General features: G+C 68.5%; 15 protein-coding genes. 9 read left to right on the forward strand and 6 right to left on the reverse strand.

What is annotated here, in order from left to right:
* Positions 1 to 17: 17 nt before the first annotated feature.
* Genes rhaS through SNAS_RS18270 form a run of 5 tightly spaced genes read left to right on the forward strand, consistent with a single transcriptional unit; the run spans position 18 to position 7016 of the window.
* Entirely contained in the window at positions 18 to 1049 is a 1032-nt protein-coding gene (gene rhaS, locus SNAS_RS18250) for a rhamnose ABC transporter substrate-binding protein (RefSeq protein WP_013018930.1), read from the forward strand.
* A 19-nt stretch (positions 1050 to 1068) separates the two neighbouring features.
* Entirely contained in the window at positions 1069 to 2232 is a 1164-nt protein-coding gene (gene rhaI / locus SNAS_RS18255; protein ID WP_013018931.1) for an L-rhamnose isomerase, read from the forward strand.
* A 37-nt stretch (positions 2233 to 2269) separates the two neighbouring features.
* Entirely contained in the window at positions 2270 to 4306 is a 2037-nt protein-coding gene (locus SNAS_RS18260) for a bifunctional rhamnulose-1-phosphate aldolase/short-chain dehydrogenase (RefSeq protein ID WP_013018932.1), read from the forward strand.
* 24 nt (positions 4307 to 4330) lie between these two features.
* On the forward strand, positions 4331 to 5743 hold the full coding sequence (locus tag SNAS_RS18265) for a rhamnulokinase (RefSeq protein ID WP_013018933.1): 1413 nt from the start codon (positions 4331 to 4333) through the stop codon (positions 5741 to 5743).
* Positions 5744 to 5786: 43 nt separating this feature from the next.
* Positions 5787 to 7016 carry an alpha-hydroxy acid oxidase gene (locus SNAS_RS18270; RefSeq protein ID WP_013018934.1) on the forward strand — a complete coding sequence of 410 codons (1230 nt, stop codon included), beginning with the start codon at positions 5787 to 5789 and terminating at the stop codon, positions 7014 to 7016.
* On the opposite strand, the gene SNAS_RS18275 is transcribed toward SNAS_RS18270, so the two are convergent.
* The 4 genes from SNAS_RS18275 to SNAS_RS32965 are packed head-to-tail and all read right to left on the reverse strand — an operon-like array spanning position 6982 to position 13683.
* The gene (locus SNAS_RS18275) at positions 6982 to 10044 is read right to left on the reverse strand and encodes a tetratricopeptide repeat protein (protein WP_013018935.1); all 3063 of its coding nucleotides are present in this window, start codon (positions 10042 to 10044) and stop codon (positions 6982 to 6984) included. The genes SNAS_RS18270 and SNAS_RS18275 overlap by 35 nt on opposite strands.
* A gap of 39 nt (positions 10045 to 10083) precedes the next feature.
* On the reverse strand, positions 10084 to 11067 hold the full coding sequence (locus SNAS_RS18280; RefSeq protein ID WP_013018936.1) for a VOC family protein: 984 nt from the start codon (positions 11065 to 11067) through the stop codon (positions 10084 to 10086).
* Between the two features lie 24 nt (positions 11068 to 11091).
* Positions 11092 to 11805, reverse strand: a complete 714-nt coding sequence (locus SNAS_RS18285) for a TetR/AcrR family transcriptional regulator (RefSeq protein WP_013018937.1) — start codon at positions 11803 to 11805, stop codon at positions 11092 to 11094.
* Between the two features lie 48 nt (positions 11806 to 11853).
* Positions 11854 to 13683, reverse strand: a complete 1830-nt coding sequence (locus SNAS_RS32965; protein ID WP_052305053.1) for a soluble NSF attachment family protein — start codon at positions 13681 to 13683, stop codon at positions 11854 to 11856.
* Positions 13684 to 13857: 174 nt separating this feature from the next.
* Here SNAS_RS32965 and SNAS_RS18295 point away from each other — a divergent pair, with 174 nt between their 5' ends.
* The 3 genes from SNAS_RS18295 (at position 13858) to SNAS_RS18305 (ending at position 17764) form a co-directional block, all read left to right on the forward strand.
* The gene (locus SNAS_RS18295) at positions 13858 to 14985 is read left to right on the forward strand and encodes a hypothetical protein (protein ID WP_013018939.1); all 1128 of its coding nucleotides are present in this window, start codon (positions 13858 to 13860) and stop codon (positions 14983 to 14985) included.
* Between the two features lie 93 nt (positions 14986 to 15078).
* Positions 15079 to 17166, forward strand: a complete 2088-nt coding sequence (locus SNAS_RS18300) for a hypothetical protein (RefSeq protein WP_013018940.1) — start codon at positions 15079 to 15081, stop codon at positions 17164 to 17166.
* 142 nt (positions 17167 to 17308) lie between these two features.
* Positions 17309 to 17764 carry a hypothetical protein gene (locus SNAS_RS18305; protein WP_013018941.1) on the forward strand — a complete coding sequence of 152 codons (456 nt, stop codon included), beginning with the start codon at positions 17309 to 17311 and terminating at the stop codon, positions 17762 to 17764.
* Between the two features lie 33 nt (positions 17765 to 17797).
* Here the strand turns inward: SNAS_RS18305 and SNAS_RS18310 are convergent, their stop codons facing one another.
* Positions 17798 to 18475, reverse strand: a complete 678-nt coding sequence (locus tag SNAS_RS18310; RefSeq protein WP_013018942.1) for a response regulator transcription factor — start codon at positions 18473 to 18475, stop codon at positions 17798 to 17800.
* 13 nt (positions 18476 to 18488) lie between these two features.
* Positions 18489 to 19613, reverse strand: coding sequence for a sensor histidine kinase (locus tag SNAS_RS18315; RefSeq protein WP_013018943.1), 1125 nt, complete (start codon positions 19611 to 19613; stop codon positions 18489 to 18491).
* A 210-nt stretch (positions 19614 to 19823) separates the two neighbouring features.
* Between SNAS_RS18315 and SNAS_RS18320 the strand changes: the two genes are divergently transcribed.
* Positions 19824 to 20606 carry an alpha/beta fold hydrolase gene (locus SNAS_RS18320; protein ID WP_013018944.1) on the forward strand — a complete coding sequence of 261 codons (783 nt, stop codon included), beginning with the start codon at positions 19824 to 19826 and terminating at the stop codon, positions 20604 to 20606.
* Positions 20607 to 20608: the final 2 nt, after the last annotated feature.

The raw sequence follows: 20608 nt of genomic DNA on the forward strand, positions 1-20608 counted from the left end.
TCTCGAAAGGCACGACCATGGCACTTCTCCACTCGCGAGGACGACGACTGGCCACCATCGCCGGTCTGGCCGTAACGCTGACGGTCGCCGCCGCCGGTTGTTCCGGCGGATCCGGTGACGACGGCGGTTATGACATCGCGTTCCTGCCCAAGAACCTCGGCAACCCGTACTTCGAGGCCTCCGACAAGGCGGCCGAGAAGGCCGTGAAGGGATTCGGCGGCTCCTTCAAGGAGGTGGGCCCGTCCGAGGCCACCGCCGACGGACAGGTCACCTACATCAACACGCTCACCCAGCAGAGCGTCGGTGCCATCGTGTTGTCGGCCAACGACACCAGCGCCTTGTGCGACGCGCTGGACGAGGCCCGCGACGCCGGGATCAAAGTGGTCACATTCGACTCTGATGTGGACAAGGAATGCCGGGACGTGTACGTGTCGGCCTCCTCCCCCAAGCTCATCGCCCGCAACCAGATCGACCTGATCGCCGACCAGGTCGGCGGCAAGGGTGAGATCGCGATCCTGTCGGCCACCGCCAACGCGACCAACCAGAACGCCTGGATCGACGAGATGAAGCCGTACCTCAAGTCGGAGTATCCGGACATGAAGCTGGTCGACGTGGTCTACGGTGACGACGACGACCAGACCTCCTACGACAAGACCGAGGCGTTGCTGTCCAGCCATCCCGACCTGGCGGGGATCGTCTCGCCCACGACGGTCGGCGTCGCGGCCGCCGCCCGGTATCTGTCCACCTCGGAGTTCAAGGGCAAGGTGGCGCTCACCGGCCTGGGGACCCCCAACGACATGCGCGAGTACGTCGACAACGGCACCGTGACCTCGTTCGCGCTGTGGAACCCCGAGGACCTGGGCATTCTCGCGTCCTACACCGCCAAGGCGCTTCTCGACGAGGACATCACCGGCAAGAAGGGCGACACCTTCTCCGCCAAGGGACTCAGCAGCGACACCACGAAGTTCACAGTGGGCTCCGACGGCGTCATCACGCTGGGAGAACCGTTCGTCTTCGACAAGGACAACATCGACGACTTCGACTTCTAGGACCACGATAGGAATCCACATGGCACAGTTCACCGACATCGCCGCTTCGCTGGAACGGCAGGCCATCGAGCTGCCGTCCTGGGCCTTCGGGAACTCCGGGACCCGTTTCAAGGTCTTCGGCAGTCCCGGCACCCCACGCGATCCGTTCGAGAAGGTGCGCGACGCCGCCAAGGTCCACGAGTTCACCGGGCTCGCGCCCACCATGGCCCTTCACATTCCCTGGGACCGGGTGGACGACTTCGGGGCGCTGAGCCGCTTCGCGGCCGACCACGGCATCGCGTTGGGCACGGTCAACTCCAACACCTTCCAGGAGGCCGACTACAAACTGGGCAGCCTCACCCACACCGACCCGCGGATCCGGCAGCGGGCGGTGGACCACCACTTCGAATGCATCGAGATCCTGGAGCGGATCGGCGCCCGCGATCTGAAGATCTGGCTCGCCGACGGCACCAACTACCCCGGGCAGGGCGACATCCGGCGTCGGCAGGATCTGCTGGCCGAGGGACTGGCGACGATCTACGAACGCCTCGGGCCCGACAACCGGCTGGTGTTGGAGTACAAGCTGTTCGAACCGGCCTTCTACCACACCGACGTCCCCGACTGGGGCACCTCCTACGCGCACGTGATGGCGTTGGGGGAACGGGCGAAGGTCTGTTTGGACACCGGGCATCACGCGCCGGGCACCAACATCGAGTTCATCGTGGCGCAGCTGCTGCGGCTGGGCAGGTTGGGGTCGTTCGACTTCAACTCCCGATTCTACGCCGACGACGACCTCATCGTCGGCGCCGCCGATCCGTTCCAGCTGTTCCGCATCCTGGTGGAGGTGGTGCGCGGCGGTGGCTACGCGCACCCCGAGGTCACCTTCATGTTGGACCAGTGCCACAACATCGAACCGAAGATCCCCGGCCAGATCCGCAGTGTCCTCAATGTCCAGGAGATGACGGCGCGTGCGCTGCTGCTGGACTTCGAGGCACTGCGGGTCGCGCAGGAGGCCGGTGACGTCCTGGGCGCCAACGCGGTGTTCATGGACGCGTTCTACACCGACGTGCGCGGCGAGCTGGCGGACTGGCGGCAGGAACGCGGTCTGCCCGCCGACCCGATGGCCGCGTTCGCCGCGTCGGGGTACCTGGAAACCATCGCCGCCGAACGGATCGGCGGGCAAGCGGCGGGCTGGGACGCCTGAGCGTGTCCCCCCACCACAAAGATCACGGAGGAGAAACATGACGCACGAGGCCGTGGAGCGGCTGCTGGAGCGCAGCAACCGGCTTGGCAGCGACCCGCGCAACACCAACTACGCCGGGGGCAACACCTCCGCCAAGGGCAGCGGCAGTGACCCGGTGACCGGTCGCGACGTCGACCTGTTGTGGGTCAAGGGTTCCGGCGGTGACCTCGGGACGCTCACCGAGGCGGGGCTGGCGGTGTTGCGGCTCGACCGGCTGCGGGAGATGACCAATGTGTATCCCGGTCCGGAGCGCGAGGACGAGATGGTGGCCGCGTTCGACTACACGCTGCACGGCAGGGGCGGGGCGGCTCCGTCCATCGACACGGCGATGCACGCGCTGGTGGACGCGGCGCACGTCGACCATCTTCACCCCGATTCGGGTATCGCCATCGCCACGGCCGCCGACGGGCCCGAGCTGACCGAGCGGATCTTCGGCGACAAGGTGGTGTGGGTGCCGTGGCGCAGGCCGGGATTCCAACTGGGCCTGGACATCGCCGACATCAAGGAACGGCACCCGGAGGCGATCGGGACCATTCTGGGCGGTCACGGGATCACCGCCTGGGGTGCGACGAGCCAGGAGTGCGAAGAGAACTCACTGTGGATCATCAACACGGCCGCCGAGTACATCGCCACCCACGGCCGGGCCGAGCCCTTCGGTGCGGTGCTGCCGGGTTACGAGCCACTGCCGGAGGAGTCTCGACGGGCCAGGGCGGCGGCGCTGGCGCCGTTGCTACGGAAACTCGTGTCCACCGACGTGCGGCAGGTCGGGCACTTCAGCGACGACGAGGCCGTGCTCGATTTCCTGTCCCGCGCCGAGCATCCCCGGCTGGCCGCGCTGGGAACCAGCTGTCCCGACCACTTCCTGCGCACCAAGGTCCGTCCCCTGGTGCTGGACCTGCCCGCCACCGCCGAACTCTCAGAAATACGGCAGCGACTGTCCGAACTGCACGAACAGTACCGGGCGGACTACCGGGATTACTACCAGCGGCACGCTTCGCCCGACTCACCGGCGATGCGCGGCGCCGACCCGCTCATAGTCCTGGTGCCGGGAATCGGGATGTTCAGTTACGGCAAGGACGCCCAGACCGCGCGGGTGGCCGGGGAGTTCTATCTCAACGCCGTCAACGTGATGCGCGGCGCCGAGGCGCTGTCGCGATACCAGCCCATCGACGAGAGCGAGAAGTTCCGGATCGAGTACTGGGCCCTGGAGGAGGCGAAACTGCGCAGGCTTCCCAAGCCCCGGTCGCACGCCGGACGCGTCGCCCTGGTCACCGGGGCCGCCTCGGGGATCGGCAAGGCAATCGCCACGCGGCTGGCCGCGCAGGGCGCCTGCGTCGTGGTGGCTGATCTCGACCTGTCGAAGGCGCGCGAAGCCGCCGCCGAGATCGGTTCGGCCGACGTGGCCGTCGGCGTCGCGATGGACGTCAGCGATGCCGAACAGGTGCGGGCGGCAGTCGACGCCGCGCTGTTGGCGTTCGGCGGACTCGACCTTGTCGTCAACAACGCGGGACTGTCCATTTCGAAGCCGCTGCTGGAGACGACCGAAAAGGACTGGGACCTTCAGCACGACGTGATGGCCAAGGGTTCGTTCCTGGTGTCGCAGGCGGCGGCCAAGGTTCTCGTGGAACAGGGACTGGGCGGCGACATCGTCTACATCTGTTCGAAGAACTCCATCGTCGCCGGGCCGAACAACATCGCGTACTCGGCGACCAAGGCCGATCAGGCGCACCAGGTGCGGCTGCTCGCCGCCGAACTGGGGCCGCACGGGATCCGGGTCAACGGCGTCAACCCCGACGGGGTGGTGCGCGGTTCGGGCATCTTCGCCAGCGGTTGGGGCGCACAGCGCGCGGCCGTGTACGGAGTGCCGGAGGAGGAACTGGGTGCCTTCTACGCCAAACGAACCCTGTTGCAGCGCGAGGTCCTGCCCGAGCACGTGGCCAGCGCGGTGGCGGTGCTCACCGATGCCGACCTCAGCCACACCACCGGCACCCATATTCCGGTCGACGCCGGGGTCGTGGCGGCGTTTCCACGGTGACGCCGTGACGCGTGGAGGAGTGAGATGACACAGACTGTCGCCGCCGTGGACCTGGGAGCCACCAGCGGACGCGTGATGCTGGGGCACTTCGCGTCCGGGACCGTGAACCTGGAGACGGTGTCGCGGTTTCCCAACGGGCCCGTGGACACCGTCGACGGCCTGCATTGGAATGTCCTGGAGCTGTATCGGTGCGTCGTCGACGGTTTGCGGCTGGCGGCGCGGGCGCGTCCGGGCAGTGTCGGCGTCGACTCCTGGGCGGTGGACTACGCGTTGCTGCGCGGTGGTCGCGTGCTCGGGTTTCCTTATCACTACCGGGATTCCCGCAATCAGGTCGCGGCCGAACGCGCGCATCGGATCGTGCCGCCCGAGCGGATGTACCGGGAATCGGGTTTGCAGTTCCTGCCGTTCAACACCGTGTACCAGCTGGTGGCCGAACAGGACGGTGGCCTGCTCGATGTCGCCGACCGGCTGCTGCTCATCCCCGATCTGATCGGCTACCTGTTGAGTGGTGAGGCGGTCACCGAACGCACCAACGCGTCCACCACCGGTCTCATCGACATCGCCTCGGGCAAATGGAATCGGCGACTGTTGAGCGAACTGTCCATTCCCGAGCGTATTCTCACCGATGTGGTGGATCCGGGCACCAGCCTCGGCCCGGTGCGGTCGTCGCTCGGACTCGATGCGGACTGTGAGCTCGTCACCGTGGGATCCCACGACACGGCCTCGGCGGTGGTGGCTGTTCCCGCCGTCCACGACGACGTCGCCTATATCTCCAGCGGCACCTGGTCCCTGGTGGGACTGGAGCTGCCCCAGCCGGTGGTCACCGAGGCCAGTCGGGCCGCCAACTTCACCAACGAAGCCGGAGTGGACGGCAGGGTCCGGTTCCTGCGCAACGTGTCGGGACTGTGGTTGCTGGACGAGATGCTACGACACCGGCGCGACGCCGGTGAGGACGTCGACCTGGCCGCGCTGCTCGACGCGGCGGCAGCCGTGGACAGCCGCGATGTCGTCCTGTTCGACACCGACGATCCCCGGTTCCTGCCGCCCGGTGACCACGCCAGCCGCATCGTCGACTGGTGCCGGGAACACGATGTGCGGCCACCCGAGGGGCTCGCCGAGCTGACCCGCGCCATCCTGGAGTCGCTGGCCGAGGCGTACGCGCGGACCCTCCGGCAGGCCAGCGAACTGTCCGGCAAGGCCGTGACGACCGTCCACATCGTCGGCGGTGGTTCGCGGAACCGGCTGCTGTGTCAGTTGACCGCCGACCGCACCGGGCTGCCGGTGCTGGCCGGGCCGGTGGAGGCGACCGCCCTGGGCAACGTGCTCGTGCAGGCGCGGGCCCTCGGGATCGTGTCGGGTTCGCTGGAGGCGCTGCGGGCCCTGGTCGCGGCCTCGGTCACCCCGGTTGGCTACCAGCCCGGCGGCGAACGATCATGATCATCGGCAAGCCGCAATCCATCGTCCGGAAGGAAGGCCCCTGATGCGACGTCGAGTGCCCAGGCCCAAGGAACTGCTGCCGCTGCTGCGGTTTCGCAAGCCCAGGTTCAGCGCGGCCCGGCGTCGGCTGGAGTCGGCCGTGACCATCTACGACCTGCGGGAAGCCGCGCGGCGTCGCACCCCGAAGGCGGCGTTCGACTACACCGACGGGGCCGCCGAGGCCGAGCTCAGTCTCGCCCGGGCGCGGCAGGCCTTCGAGGACATCGAGTTCAACCCGACCATCCTGCGCGACGTGTCGAGCGTCGACACCGGGTGGGAGGTGCTGGGCGAGCGGGTGGCGTTGCCGTTCGGGATCGCGCCGACCGGGTTCACGCGTCTCATGCAGACCGAAGGCGAGATCGCCGGAGCCACGGCGGCCGAGGCAGTGGGGATCCCCTTCGCACTGTCGACTCTGGCCACGACGTCGATCGAGGACGTCAAGGCCGCAAGCCCCAATGGCCGCCACTGGTTCCAGTTGTACATGTGGAAGGACCGAGACCGGTCGATGGCGCTGGTCGAGCGGGCCGCCGCGGCGGGGTACGACACCCTGATGGTCACCGTCGACACTCCGGTGGCCGGGGCGCGGCTGCGCGACAAACGCAACGGCTTCTCCATTCCGCCGCAGCTGACGCTCAAGACGATGCTCAACACCGCGACCCGGCCCGCGTGGTGGTTCAACCTGCTGACCACCGAACCGTTGTCGTTCGCGTCGCTGGACCGCTGGCCGGGAACGGTCGCGGAGCTGCTGGACACGATGTTCGATCCCACCGTCGACTTCGACGATCTGGCGTGGATCAAGCAGCAGTGGCCGGGGAAGATCGTCGTCAAGGGGGTGCAGAATCTCGCGGATGCCAAGCGGCTGGCCGATCTGGGCGTGGACGGGGTCGTGCTGTCCAATCACGGTGGTAGGCAGCTGGACCGGGCGCCGGTTCCGTTTCACCTGTTGCCGACGGTTGTGCGCGAGGTGGGAGCCGACATGGAGGTCCATGTGGACACCGGGATCATGTCGGGTGCTGACATCGTGGCGTCGGTGGCGCTGGGCGCGCGGTTCACGCTCGTCGGGCGGGCGTACCTGTACGGCCTGATGGCGGGTGGTCGCCGGGGCGTGGACAAGACCATTGAGATTCTGTCCGAACAGGTCGTGCGAACCATGCGGCTGTTGGGCGTCAGTTCGCTGGAGGAGTTGGAGCCCGCGCACGTCACGCAGTTGCGTCGGTTGACTCCGTTTCCGTAGTAGGCCGCCACGGTGTCGCGGTGGTGCCGTCGGGGCGCAGTCCCCAGGTGGCGAGTGTGGACGGATCGGGGACGACGTCGGCCAGCAGTCGCAGGGCTCTGTCGTCACCGGACAGTACCGCGCGGCGCAGCCACCGCTCCCCTGCCGGGGCGTCGCCGGTGTGGATCAGCCTGACGCCGTACTCGCGCGGGCTGGGCCAGTGGTCCTTTTCGGCGGCCTGCCGTAGCCAGCCGTCCGACTCCTCCGGGCGCCCGTCCTTGGCCAGCCAGTCCGACAGGGTCATCGCCGCCTCGGGATCACCGGTGGCCGCCGAACGCCGTAGCGCCACTTCGACGAGGTGTTCCAGTCCCCACTCCTCCAAGCGGGACTTCATAGTCCAGGTGGCGCGCGGCCACAGTTCGGCTTGAGTCAACACGGCGGCTTCGAGGTCCGCGGCGCGGTCGTCGGCGTGCAACAGGTCGATCAGGGCCGACGCGGCGTGCGGGCTGTGATGCATCTGCCGTCGCAGGTCGGCTTCCACTTCGCCGCCGCGTCCCTGGTGCCGCAACCAGGTGCCCAGCGCCTCCAGTCCGTGGACGGAGTCCTCGGCCGCGGCGCGCAGCACCTGTTCGGCTTCGGTGTCACGGCCTTGGCGGCTCAGTCGGTTCGCCAGCGCCTCGGCGGCGTCCACAGAGCCCTTGTCCGCCAGTTCGGTGAGGATGTCCTCGCCGTCGGGGTCGTCACCGAGGCTTTCGATGAGGGGGCCCAGATCCCATTGGTAGAAGGTCACTCCGGCGCGGCTGGCTCTGGCCAGCAGCTGTTCGGCTTCCTCGGGTCGGCCGGTGCGGGTGTACCAGTCGGCGATGTCGTGGGCGATCCGCGGCGCTTCCCGGCGCTCCCATTCGGACGCTTCTTCGTTTCGCCCCGCCCACCGCAGGACGTCGCCCAGGTCCCGCCGGGCCAGTTTGTGCCCGGCTTCAGCGGCCACCCTGATCCAGTCGATTCCCTCGGTCACGTTCTCGTCGTCGGTCGGGGCGTACGACACCATGCCGGGGACACGAAGCCCGAGCGAGGTATCGCCCAGCAGTTGGTTGCCCAGTACGAAAGCGTGGTGCGGGTCCGACTCGGCAACCTTGCGCTGGAACCACATCGCGTGCTCGGTGTGGCCTTCGGAGGCCAGCATGGTGCTGTATGCCAGCATGGCGCGCTTATGTCCGGCCCTGGCGGCGCGAGCCAGCCAGTGCCGAGACGCGGTTTCGTTGATGGATTGGAGCAGATTCGCCAGCTTCCACATCGCATCTTGGTTGCCCGCTGCCGCGGAGGACCTCAACACCTGACGAGCCGTCTTTTGCAAGTCCTGTCCCAACAGGATCTCAGCCACAATGGACGTAGCTTGTCGGTGTCCACGTTCCGCGGCGGGGCGCGCCAGCTGGTAGGCGATCTCCAGCAGGTGCCGCACCTTCGCCGCACTGGCGATGGACGCGCGGGTGTCCACGTCATCCGTGTGCGCCATCAGCGCGTCCCACAGTCCGGCAGGGACCGAGAAGAAGACGCCGTTGGGAGGCAACTGCTGGTAGACGTAGTCGTGCACCCGGTACCGGAACTGTCCATCTTCGACCACTTCGGTCAGGGCGGCGACGCCGTGGATCGGACGGCACGCGGACGCCAACGCCGCGTCGGCGCGTTCGTCGGTGTCCGCAGCGTCGACCAGCGCGGCGAACCCGGCGCGAAGCAGCGACATCGGGAGCGGGCCATGGTGTCCGAGTTTGCGCATGAGCACGGCGGCACGCACCATGTTCGCGGCATCACTGTCGCCGTCGCGGTATTGGCGGACGGCCTGGGTGCCTCCCGACAGGACCTGGGTGACCTTCGCGGATTCTCCAGCCGTGGCGAAGGCGGTGCGCAGCCGGGGATCGCGGGCGATGAGGTCGCTGACCTCGTCCGACTCGACCACCACCGACGCGAACGAGTCAGGCCAGTCAATCTGTTCACAGTGGTCGTTGAGCAGTTGCCGCACGAGCCGCGAACCGCGGTCGTCCGCGTGCGGGTCGGGCAGGTATGTCGGCCAGATCGTCGCGATCAGCAGCAGCGGCTGCGGGCCCTCGTTCAGCAGTCGCAGCAGGCTCTGGGCGGATTCGGCCGCATCGGGACCAGACAGGAAGTCCTGGGCTTCGTCCAGCCAGACGACCGACTCCGGCGGCACGGCGTTGGCTTCAGTGAGCCGGTTCAGATCCCGGGCGCTGTCGGGCCGCACCAGCGTCCATTCGGGAACCCGGTCGCGTATCGCCTCCCAGGCCCCCCGGGTTTTGCCCGTCGAGGACTCCCCCACCAGCAGGCACATGCGACGGGAGTCCACGCCGGAGATCAAACGCCGCAGCCGGTGGTCCGCCGAGCGCATCACATACAGCGGTCGTGGACTCGGTGGCTCCTCGAAGTCGCTGGTGATCGCCCGATGGACTCCCAGGGCCAGCGGTTCGGTGTCTCGCACCAGCGGCATGTCGATCGTGAAGCCGTCGACGGGTGCGCTCGCAAGCTCGGCCACCTCGTGGCGCAGCGCTTCCAGCGTCCGGTTCTGCTCTGTCAGCCGCGCGGCGTCGTTGCGGCGCCACACCACATCGATGAGGTTCACCAGCTCCGGTTTGGAGCCCGCATAGGTTAGGTAGGCCGCCGCCAGCTGGCGATCCAGTGCGGCGCAGAGGACGTCGCTGACGCGCTCGCCGTCGAGATCCAAACGCTCCAGTATCGACGCGTCGTCCGTCACCGGATTGGGTTCGGCCAGTGTCGTCACCCAGTTGTCGATGGCGGCCCGGAAACCGAGGTCCTCCACGGCGGTGTCGATGGTCAGTTGCCGGGTCTGCGCGACCTCCGCCAGCGCGTCGGCCAGCCAGGTGGCCTCGGCTTCGGGAACCAGCTCGGTCGCGGCTTCCCGAAACGCGGCTTCGCAGGTCTGCGCGAGGATGGTCCTTGTGGACTTTCCGAGTATCGACAGTCCCGCGCGTCCGGCCTCGGAGACCAGCCATCCGAGCACCGCCCCGACGACATCGACCACGCCAGCCTCCTCAACCAACCCCGTGCGCCACTGTCGACTCTACGGGGTGCTGGCCTGCCGCAACAGGATCGCGGCCCCGTGGGCGGCGCTGGCGGGGATGAAGGGTTCGCCGGTGGCGGCTTGTCGCAGGTCAATGCCCCGGGTACGCAGGAGTCGCTCGGCGACGGCCAGATCGGCGACGTCGATGGTGTAGGCGCTCAGAGACGGTGTCGCGGGGGTTGGTTCGCCCGGTAGCCGGGCGGTGTGGCCGCTGGGAGTGGTGATGGTGAGCCGGTGGGCGCCGAGGTCGAAGCCGCGGCCGGTGCCGTGGCGGGTGGCGGTGCGGCCCAGGTAGCGCTCGTAGCGGCCGGTGGTGGCGTCGAGGTCGGTGTCACTGACACAAAGGACGCATTCGGTCAGGCCGAGGGCGCCGTTGGGGTGGTCGAGGCCGAGCTGGGCGTCGAGGAGTTCGGGCGGGGCGTCCTCGGCGGCACCGACGCGGCCCTCGGGCGGCATGCCGCTCGGGTCGTCGTCGCTGATCTCGAGGTACTTGATGGCGGCGAGGCTGGTTCCTTCGGCGGTGGTGATCGGCCGTTGGGCGGGCCGGGCGCCGGTGTGCGCGACGCCGACATCTGCCAGGCGAGCGGCGGTCTTGTCGGCGTCGGCGGTGGCGAAGATGAGGATGTGGGCGCCCTCGGCGCGGGTCAGTCGCCGCTCCAGCGCCCCGACCGTGCCGCGCAAGGCCGCCCGAGTGGCCGCTAGCTGCTCGTCGGGCACGGCGAGTGGGACGAGCCGGGCCTCGGCGGGCAGCAGGTCACGGTTGTCGGGGGCGAAGGCGAGCAGTTCGATGAAGCCGCGCGGGAAGTCGGCGTGGGTGTTGCCCGCGCCGATCGGTTCGGGTGCCGCGCCGGGGACGGGCGGCAGCGCGGGGTAAGCCGGGGCGTCGATGTGGAATCCGAGGTCGCGGAACGTGTCGATCGCGGCGGTCATGTCGCCGACGAGAAGGCCGACGTGGTGCAGTCCGATGATGTCGCCAGTGGTCATGGGATGAGTCCTTCGTGGTGGTTGTCAGTCGGCGGCGGTGCCGTAGGCGATGCGGTCGAACTGGGTCGCGAGGCGCTCGAAAGCGTCGGTCACCTGCGGTGCGGCGGCGGCATAGCGTTGGGGGGCAGGCGTTTTGGCCGGTTCGAAGGAGCGGCGGACGACCTCGGCCAGCAGGTCGGCCCGATGTTCGAGGTCGGGGTCCGTGTCGCCGTCCAGCATCGGTGTGGCGGCGAAGAAGCCGTAGGCGATCGCCTGGGCAGCGGTGTCGATGTCGGACAGATCCAGGCCCCGGTCAAGGAGTCGGTGGTCGCGCAGAGCGGCCAGGTGGTCGTCGGAGGCGATGAGTTTGGTCTGCGCCAGTTCGGCCCGCGCCGGTTGGTTCGCGAACGCGGCCAGGTCGGCCTCGTCGGTGATGAAGATCGATCGCAGGATCGGGCGGCGCATCGCCTCCAGGTACAGCCGCCGCAGGCAGCGGTGCAGGGCCGCCTCGGCGGGATCGGCGTGGATCGCGGCGATCAGCGCGCGGTACATGGCGGCCGCCTCGCGAGCGCCGACGGCCAGCAGCAGGTGTTCGCGGCTGGCCCAGTGCAGGTAGACGGTGCCCTTGCCGACCCCGGCGTACTTCGCGACCCGGTCGATGCGCAGCCCACGCGGGCCGGTCTCGGCCAGCAGTCGCGCTGCCGCGTCCAGGAGCGCGTCAGCGCGCTGGTGCAGATCCGCTCGCTGCGTCCTGGCCATGTTCGCCTCCGGTCAACACCTCAACTCGTGACCAGAATAGCAGACTGGTCACGAGTTACGATGCTTCGCGATCGACCGCAGCAGGCTGTCGCCCAGCTCGCGGTGACCGATCTCCAAGATCGATTGGGCGAAGTGGAACGTCGCGCTGGCGTCCTTCGCGGTTTCGGTGCCAGGTGCCAGGAACTTTTCGGCCAGTCGCCGCACCTCCGACGCGGCCCGGTGCTCGCCCGCTTCGTCGAGGAGGTGCGCGAGCCGGTGTCCCGAGCGCGCACCGTCGTCCTCCTCGCTCAGTTCGAGGCGCGCCTCGTGGAACGCCGCCCGCGCCAGCACCACCAGGGCCCCGGCCTGATCATCGTGGTCGACAAGCAGTTCCGCTTGCTGCTGCGCCGCCAAGAGTCGGTGCTCAAGGAGGGCGAAACCCTCCTCCGCCTGAGTGAACGCTTCCTTGGCGTCCTCCACGTTGCCCAGTTGAGTGTGGAGCTTCCCCAGCTGGAACGCCGCTCCGGCTGCCATGGAGGGGTCGGGATCGGTCAAGGCGGCCCCGCGACGCAACCACGCGATAGCGGCGTCGAAGTCGTCGCGTTCCTGTGCGTCCCAGGCGAGGAAGCCCAGCGCACCGGTGGCCACTCGCGGGTGGGCCTGTTCGGCGAACGGGACGAACCGGGTCACGGCATCGACGTCACGCTCCTCGAACAGCCGCACATACAACCGGTTGACGACCATTTCCGGAACGGAGTCGTCGCCGGACTCGGCGGCGATGGCACCCATGTCGAGTGCGAGGCCATAACCTTCCGGGGATCTGCCGGTGGCCCCGACCAGCTCCAGAATCCGGCTGACGTCACCCTCGTCGTCCTCCGGCATCCACGGGGAGTCCGGCGGCATCCACAGCGCCGCGAGTTCGAGCCCGAACGCGGCGCAGCTGGCACGGTCAGCCGCATCGTCGATGCTGTCCAGTATGGTGCGAGCCGACGTGAAGTCCTTTTGTGCCAACGCCATTCCGAACCTGGCCACAGCATCCGACCCGCAGGTGTCGGTCAGGGCGTGCAGCGCTTGATCGCGCCCGTCTTGCTCCAGCGTGCTCAAGGTCAGTTCGACCCAGGTCTGCGTTCCGGTCAGGCGGCGGATCTCCCGGCTGGCCCAAGCCCGATACCGCTGGCCGTCGTCGGTGACGTCTTCGCAGTCGACGACCTGTTCATAGGCGACGCGGGCGTCCTGCACGTTGTCGTGCTGCGCGTACAAGTCGCCAAGGTAGACAAGCGCTTTGGCCTTGTCGTCCACATTGTCGGTATCGGCCGCCTGCCGGTAGGCGGCCACCGCGCCGTCAAGATCGCCCCTTTCCTGCCGCAGCCATCCCAGGACGAAAGCCGCGTGCGTATCGCCGTCCTCGGCGTCGATGACGTACTCCGCCTCGCCCGGGGCGGGAGCGGCTTCGGTGGGATAGCTTGTGGTGGCCCAACTGTCGCCCACGCGCAGTGCGTCCAGCCACCGGACGTGGGTGACCTCGACGTCGTAATCACCCTGGACCAGCAGGTGCTCGTCGGGCCACGTTCCGTCGTCCTCGTAGTAGAACGTGGACAGACGCTTCCAGGCGTCGGCATCCATGGGGTGGTTGCGCGTCGCCACTCGCTCCACCCGCGCGACGAACCGGCTCGTGTTGTCGTCGACCCACCCCTCGTCGAGGTAGTCGTCCTGTTCCACCAGGTCCTGGAGCGTTCCACCCCGGTCGGGCCGGTCCCGTGGGCCCTCCCACAGGATCCGGAAGAAGAAGCTCGGGTCGTCGGGCAACAGATCGTTCGTTCCCCAGGCCGGTTCGTAGTAGACGACGAAGACGCGCAACCGCACGCTCCGTCGCTTCGCGTCGACGTTCAGAACGCGCACACCATATAGGTCAGTGGACACCGAAGGACCTTTCCGAGCCGGGGGAAAACGGTCGCCAATATAGCCGTCGCGGCCGACGGGCCCGGCATTCCGGGGGCGCGAACGAATTCGAACGCAACCGCGAAGCGAACCCACCCGTGTTGCATACCGAGTAGTTCCCTACCAAGGAGACCCATGGCGAACCCGATCGGAAAACGCTGGTGGCTGGTCGGCGGGGTGACGGCTCTTGTCGTCGCGCTCGTCGCCGTCACGCTCACGATCATCGGCCACGTCTCGGACGGCGCGATCTACGACCCGTCCGATCCCAAGACCGACACGAGGACCATCGCCCCACTCGCGAAAGACTGCGACTTCGACATGCTCGACTGGGAACAGTCAAAAAGCGGGGATGTCCTCGATTTCAAGATGAGCCCGAACGGCGAGTACATCGCCATGAACGATCCAAACAACTCCGACATCCACCTGTGGCACAACGGAAAGCGGAAGGCCCTCCCTCCCCCGCCCAAAGGCTCGTACACCGGAATGGCCGACCTCAACAACGATGGAGTCGTGATCGGATCCGGGACCGATGAGGATGACATAGACAGCTATATGTGGAAGTTCGAGGACGGCAAGGTCCGCATACTGACGGCGAAGGGGAAGTGGACGGGTGGCACTCCGTCGGCGATCGCCGATGACGGAACCATCATCGGACCGGAACCCAGTTCCAACACCGGCTACCGCGACGAGCTCCTGAAATGGGAGCCGGGCGAGACTGAGGCCACCACGCTGAAACTCAAGGCCGAAGGGGAGGACAAGGCCCCGTCGGTCAGTGACATCGCCGATGACGGCACCCTGGTCGGGGGCCTGCTCGACGCCGACGTCATGGAGGCCGCCGGTTTGGAGGACTACGAGCCTCGATTGTGGACGCCTGACGGCAGGTACGAGGACATCGCGGTCGAAGGCGAGGATGACGACGGCGCCCTCGCACGGAACATCTCCGGGGACTGGATTCTCGTCACCACCTACTCTTCTTCGTATCGCTGGAAGCGCACCGCCGATCACCAACCGGAAAAGGTCAAGGGCATCGAGGCGCTGGCGATCGACGATTCCGGCCGAATGTACGGCGCCACCGGAAAGGGCAAGCAGCGGGTTCCCGCGGTCTTCGACACCGAGATCAGACAACTCCCGGTTCCGAAAGACGTACCGAACCTCATCCCGAAGAATTCCTACGGATACAGCACGGTCTCGGCGGCCTCCCAGGACGGCTCGGTGCTCGTCGGAAACTGGAAGGGCAACCCGGTCATGTGGACCTGCGAATAGGCGGCAAGCGTTTGCTAGGTTGGGGCGAAGCAGTATCCGGCAACTGCTCGCCCTCACCCTGCCCGTTACACCCCTGCCCCGCGAGGAGTTGCCGTGCGACTTCGAAAGACCGGAATCATCGCCGTGGTCACCTGCCTGCCGCTGGTGTTCAGCGGCCCGGCGGTGGCCGAGCCCGCTGATTCGCCCACCATGGACGACGTACCCGCCGCCGAGTCCGGCGGCACCATTCCGCTGATCACCGGCGACCGGGTCGTCATGCGTCCCGACGGCCTGTTCCAGGTCGAGCCGGGCCCCGGCCGCGAGGACATCGGGTTCGTCTCGCCGTCCGCGCCCGACGGTTCCGGTGACCTGATGATCGTTCCCTCCGACGCCGCCACGCCGCTTGCCAACGGGGTGCTCGACGACCGACTGTTCAACGTGTCCGCGTTGGCCCGGCAGGGTTACCTCGGCGCCGACGCGGTGCCGCTGCTGGTACAGGACGCCGACGGCGCCGAGGCCCGCGAGGTGTCCGATGCGGACACCGCCGAGTTCTGGGACGACCTGTCCGAGGACGGTCTGTCCACGGCGTCGGTCACCGGTCCGTCGGCGCGGAAGCTGTGGCTGGACGACGCCACCGACCGGGACGCGGCGCTGCCCGATCCGGGCGACGCGATCACCGCCGAGGAACCGCCCGCCGACGCCCAGCAGGTCACGGTGCACTTCACCGCTCCCGGTGGTGGGGCGCCGGATCAGGCTCAGGTCAACCTGCAGAACCTCGCGACCGGCAAGGTCTACTACCTCCGCTTGGTCAAAGGGGACACTGCCGCCACCGGCACGGTCCCGCCGGGCGAGTACACCGGTCTGGCCCATCAGCGGGTGGAGCCCGCCGACGGAAAGGCCGGCCGGGTCGCCTTGACGTTCCACGAGCTCACCGTCGCCGATCGGGCGGTGGAGAAGTCGGTCGGAAGCGAGTTGGAGCCGATCACCTTCGACGTGGAGCGCGACGACGCGCGGATGCACAGCATCGAGATGAAGATGCAGGCCAATCTGCCGGGCGTGGACTACGGGATGAGCTTCACGTCCATCCAGACCGGACAGTGGGACTTCTATTCGGCGCCGACCGGCGATGCCCGGGTGCTGTTCTCGGTGCGTCCCACGTTGACAGGTCCGGCCGACGGCAACGGCGACACCGATTACAGCTATCACCTGGTGTTCCACAACGACAACGGTGTCCCGGACGATCTGTCGTTCGCCGTCGACGACGGCGATCTGGCGCGGCGCACCTCGAAGTACCACAGCCGGGGCCAGGAACTGTCCATGCTGCGTAACAGTTACGGCAAGGTCTCCAGTGGTCACGACTCGGGCTTCGTCATTCCCCGACAGCACGTGTCGGCGCCCAGTACCCGCGACGAGTACTACACCGCCGATCCGGCGGTGGAGTGGTTCCAGATCGCCGAGTTCGGTGACGCGACGGCGCCGGACACTCTGGTGCGGTACGGCGGTTTCTACAAGCCGGGCAAGCGGACGGTGGTGTGGGGAGGCGCCCCGGTGGGTCCGGGTTTGATTCCGTCGCGGTTCGCGTATTCCATGAGCCGCGTCGGTGACCGGATCGTCGGTATCACCCCGCTGTTCAGTGGTCCCGACGCGTCCGAGGCCACCTGGAGCCGGACGGGTGTCACCGGTAGTGCGACGCTGTCGCGCGACGGCGTCGTGGTGGGAAGCCACACGGCGCGGCCGGAGAGCCAGAACTTCTCGCTGCCCGCGAACGATGCCGGTGACTACACCTTGGCCGTCGAGGGGACCCGGTCGGTGCCGTGGTCGGATCTGGGCAGCAGCGCGTCGGCGGAGTGGAGGTTCCATTCCGAGCCCTCGGCTTCCCGGACGCCGCTTGATCTTCAGGTGGTGGGCATGTCCGCGTCCGGTGTGAAGAACGGGTACGCGTCGGCCCGAATGCCGCAGGTGGTCACTGTGGATGTTCACCGTCAGGGTGCCGAGACGGCGACCAGGAAGCTGAGCCTCAAGGTGTCCTATGACGACGGTGAGACCTGGGTGAAGGTGCCGCTGCTGCGGGACGGGGACCGGGCCGTCACGGTGCTGACTCACCCTCGGGACGCGGAGTTCGTGTCGGTGCGGTTGTCGGCCGCCGATGACGCCGGGAACGCGGTCACCCAGACCACGATCCGTTCGTACGGCCTGCGGTAGGGCGTTGACTGGGACGTTGGGGTATGTCACTATGTGAATTCGTAAAGCTTACTAACTTGTTAGTAAGAGATGAATCGGCTTCTCGGCAGCCGACCCCCAACCCACCGGCAACCGGGAGCCGAACCGCCCAAGGAGAAGCCCCATGTCCATCCGTACCCTGCTCGCGGCGACGTTCGCGGGCCTGCTGGCGGTCGTGCTGCTGGCAGCGCCCGCGAGCGCCCACGATCACGACCACGCCGACGGCACACTCACGCTCGAGTACCTCGGCACCGACACCGACGCGGCCGACACCGACGTCGTGGCCAAGGATCACGGCCAGCACGGCCACACCTACCCGCCCGACATCGACGGCTACGTCCCCACCTCCTACGGCGGGGACTGCTACGACAACGTCCTCGCCTACGCCAGCTGGCACTCCGAAGGAGACTGGTACATCGTCTACGACAAGTGCGAGATGGAACGATACGGCGCGGGCCAGTCCGACTGGGATCGCGTTGGCGCCCACGAGAAAGCCCACACCGACGGTTGGGGCCACTATGAGGAGCCGCGCGATCGCAACGCGGCCTTCGAACCGGGCATCGTGATCTGCCGCTGCTAGGCGACGATCATCGAGCCAGGGCGGCGGGACGCGTCAGCGCGCCCGTCGCCCACCTCGCGGTGGCGGGGGCAGTTCGGCGTCGCGGGCGCACAGCGCGGCCTGCACCCGGTTGGTGACGTCCAGTGTGGCCAGTATCCGGGTGACGTGGGCTTTGACGGTGCTCTCCCGCATGCTCAACGACGCGGCGATCTCGGCGTTGGTGGCGCCGAGGGCCAGGTGCCGCAGGACGTCGGTCTCGCGCGGGGTGAGCCGGTCGACGCGGTGGCGCACGGCGGTGGCCCGCGGCCGGGCGGCGCGGTGGTAGCGCTCGATCAGGCGACGGGCGGCGGCCGGGTGCAGCATGGCGTCACCGGCGGCGACCACCCGGATCGCGCGGATGATCTCGCCCGGATCGGTGTCCTTGAGCAGGAAGCCCGCGGCTCCGGCCGCGATCATGTCGTAGACGTACTCGTCGAGATCGAAGGTCGTCAACGCGATGACCTGGGCGGGCTCGGGCAGCGCCCGCAGCCGGGCGGTGGCGGCGATGCCGTCCATGCCGGGCATGCGCACGTCCATCAGCGCGACGTCGACGCGGTGCCGTTCGGCTTGGGCCACAGCGCTTTTCCCGTCGGCCGCCTGGGCCACCACGGTGATGTCCGGTTCGTCGTCGAGCAGGTCGCACAGTCCCAGACGGACCAGGGCGTCGTCGTCGACGATCAGGGTGCGGATCATGGCGGTGTCCATCTCAGTCGGCCGTGACGGTGTGGGCGGGCAGCGGGATGCGGGCGGTGAGGTACCAGCCGCCGCTCGGCCCGTGACCGTACTCGATGGTGCCGCGCAGCGCGCTGATCCGTTCGGCCAGCCCGATCAGGCCGTAGCCGCCGCCTGCTTCGGAACCGGTGGCGGCGGGGTCGTTGTCGACGCGCACCGTGGTCGCCGGTGCGCCATAGTGGACTTCGACGCGGGCGGTGGCGCCGTCGGCGTGTTTGCGGGCGTTGGTGAGTCCTTCCTGGACCAGTCGCAGCACGGCGAGCCGGTGGCTGGCCGGGGCGGCGTCGGGGTCGCCCTCGACGACGGCGTCGACGGTCTGTCCGGCCGCGCGGGCCTCGTCCAGCAGGTTCGGCAGTCCGGAGTCGACGGGGGTCAGGGCGGCGGTTTCGGTGTCGCGGGTGGGGTTTCGCAGCGCGCCGAGCATGTCGCGCAGGTCGTCGAGGGCGTCGGTCGAGGTGGCGCGCAGCAGGTCGATGCGGGTGGCGACCTGTTCGGGCAGGGTCGCGGCGCGGCGTTGCAGCGCGCCGGTGTGCAGCGCCAGGACGCTCAGCCGGTGCGCCAGGACGTCGTGCATCTCGGCGGCGATCTGGGCGCGTTCGGCCATCCGGGCGCGTTCGGCGCGCAGTTCGCGTTCGGTGCGCAGCCGGGTGACCTGGTCTTCCAGGGCGGCGACCAGTCGTCGGCGTCCGCCCGCCCACATGCCCAGGGCCAGCGGCAGCACCAGCAGCAGCACCGGGCCGGGGTCGCGGGGCGCGAACAGGCTGTGCTGCGCGTCCATGGGCAGGTTCCCGCCGACGGCGACGATCGCGGCGATCACGCTGGTGATCAGGCGGTTGGCGTAGGCCAGGTGGAACAGCATGACCACCAGCGGCAGCGCGGCGCCCAGCAGGATCGCCGCCGCGACGGCCAGCACCGCCGAGGGCATCGGCCAGCGGTGCCGCCACAACAGGACCAGGCTGGCGACGGCGGCCAGCGTCACCTCGACGACGACGAGCGGTCCACTGCGGAGGTAGACCTCCTCGACCGTCATGTAGCCCACGACGAGGGTCAGCAGGACGTCGTCCCACCCGGGCCATCGGCGACCCACCTCGCTGCGCATGCGGCCCATCCTAAGCAGCGCGGACGCGTCGTCCCCGCGACCATCCGGCGCCTCGACCCCCGACCTTGGTCGGGGGTGCGCGTCGCACAACGGCCGATGGCTGGGGGCGCGGTGGCTCATAGCGTGGCCCGCATGAGTTCACCGAATTCCCCAACCGACCGTGTCCGCCTGTTCTCCCGTCGCCGGGTCCTGGCCGGTACGGCCGTGGCCATGGCCGCGGGATCCACATTGATCGCGGGCTCGGCGATGGCCGACCCCGACACATCGAGCGGCAAGACCCGCAGGCCGCGGCCGACCATCGTGCTGGTGCACGGCGCGTTCACCGACGCCAGCAGCTGGCACGGGGTCATCGGCCGTCTCCAGGACGCCGGGTACACGGTCATCGCCCCGGCCAATCCGTTGCGGGACCTCACATCCGACTCCGCCTACATCGCCGCCGTCGTCAAGAGCGTGAAGGGGCCGGTCGTGCTGGCCGGTCACTCCTACGGCGGCGCGGTGATCACCAACGCGGCCCGCGAGGCCGACAACGTCACCGGCCTGGTCTACCTCGCCGCGTTCGCGCCGGACGAGGGTGAGAGCCCCGGCAGCATCAGCGCCGACTATCCCGAGACGCCGATCGGGCAGAGCCTGGCGCCGCTGCCGTTGCCGGACGGCACCGCGGACCTGCTCATCGCGCCGGACAAGTTCCACCACGTCTTCGCCCAGGACATTCCGGCGGCCGACGCGGCCCGGCTGGCCAGCGCGCAGCGGCCCATCGCCGAGGCCGCGTTCGGCGGCAAGACCGGCGAACCGGCGTGGAAGTCGCTGCCCAGCTGGTTCCTCGTGGCCACCGAGGACCACGCCATCCACCCCGACGCGCAGCGCGACATGGCCGAACGCGCGCACGCGAAGAAGACCGTCAAGGTCGCTTCGGGGCACGCGGTGTCGCTCAGCCATCCCGGCAAGGTCGCGGCCCTGATCCGTACCGCGGCGAAGCAGGCCCGCGATTCCTAGGG

Source organism: Stackebrandtia nassauensis DSM 44728 (assembly GCF_000024545.1).
GTDB classification, from domain to species: Bacteria; Actinomycetota; Actinomycetes; order Mycobacteriales; family Micromonosporaceae; genus Stackebrandtia; species Stackebrandtia nassauensis.

Excerpts from the sequence above, each read along its gene's own strand:
- SNAS_RS18280 (WP_013018936.1), bottom strand. The coding sequence starts at position 11,067 with ATGACCACTGGCGACATCATCGGACTGCACCACGTCGGCCTTCTCGTC.
- rhaI (WP_013018931.1), top strand. The coding sequence starts at position 1,069 with ATGGCACAGTTCACCGACATCGCCGCTTCGCTGGAACGGCAGGCCATC.
- SNAS_RS18285 (WP_013018937.1), bottom strand. The coding sequence starts at position 11,805 with ATGGCCAGGACGCAGCGAGCGGATCTGCACCAGCGCGCTGACGCGCTC.
- SNAS_RS18315 (WP_013018943.1), bottom strand. The coding sequence starts at position 19,613 with ATGCGCAGCGAGGTGGGTCGCCGATGGCCCGGGTGGGACGACGTCCTG.
- SNAS_RS18305 (WP_013018941.1), top strand. The coding sequence starts at position 17,309 with ATGTCCATCCGTACCCTGCTCGCGGCGACGTTCGCGGGCCTGCTGGCG.
- SNAS_RS18265 (WP_013018933.1), top strand. The coding sequence starts at position 4,331 with ATGACACAGACTGTCGCCGCCGTGGACCTGGGAGCCACCAGCGGACGC.
- SNAS_RS18310 (WP_013018942.1), bottom strand. The coding sequence starts at position 18,475 with ATGATCCGCACCCTGATCGTCGACGACGACGCCCTGGTCCGTCTGGGA.
- rhaS (WP_013018930.1), top strand. The coding sequence starts at position 18 with ATGGCACTTCTCCACTCGCGAGGACGACGACTGGCCACCATCGCCGGT.
- SNAS_RS18295 (WP_013018939.1), top strand. The coding sequence starts at position 13,858 with ATGGCGAACCCGATCGGAAAACGCTGGTGGCTGGTCGGCGGGGTGACG.
- SNAS_RS18270 (WP_013018934.1), top strand. The coding sequence starts at position 5,787 with ATGCGACGTCGAGTGCCCAGGCCCAAGGAACTGCTGCCGCTGCTGCGG.
- SNAS_RS18320 (WP_013018944.1), top strand. The coding sequence starts at position 19,824 with ATGGCCGCGGGATCCACATTGATCGCGGGCTCGGCGATGGCCGACCCC.
- SNAS_RS18260 (WP_013018932.1), top strand. The coding sequence starts at position 2,270 with ATGACGCACGAGGCCGTGGAGCGGCTGCTGGAGCGCAGCAACCGGCTT.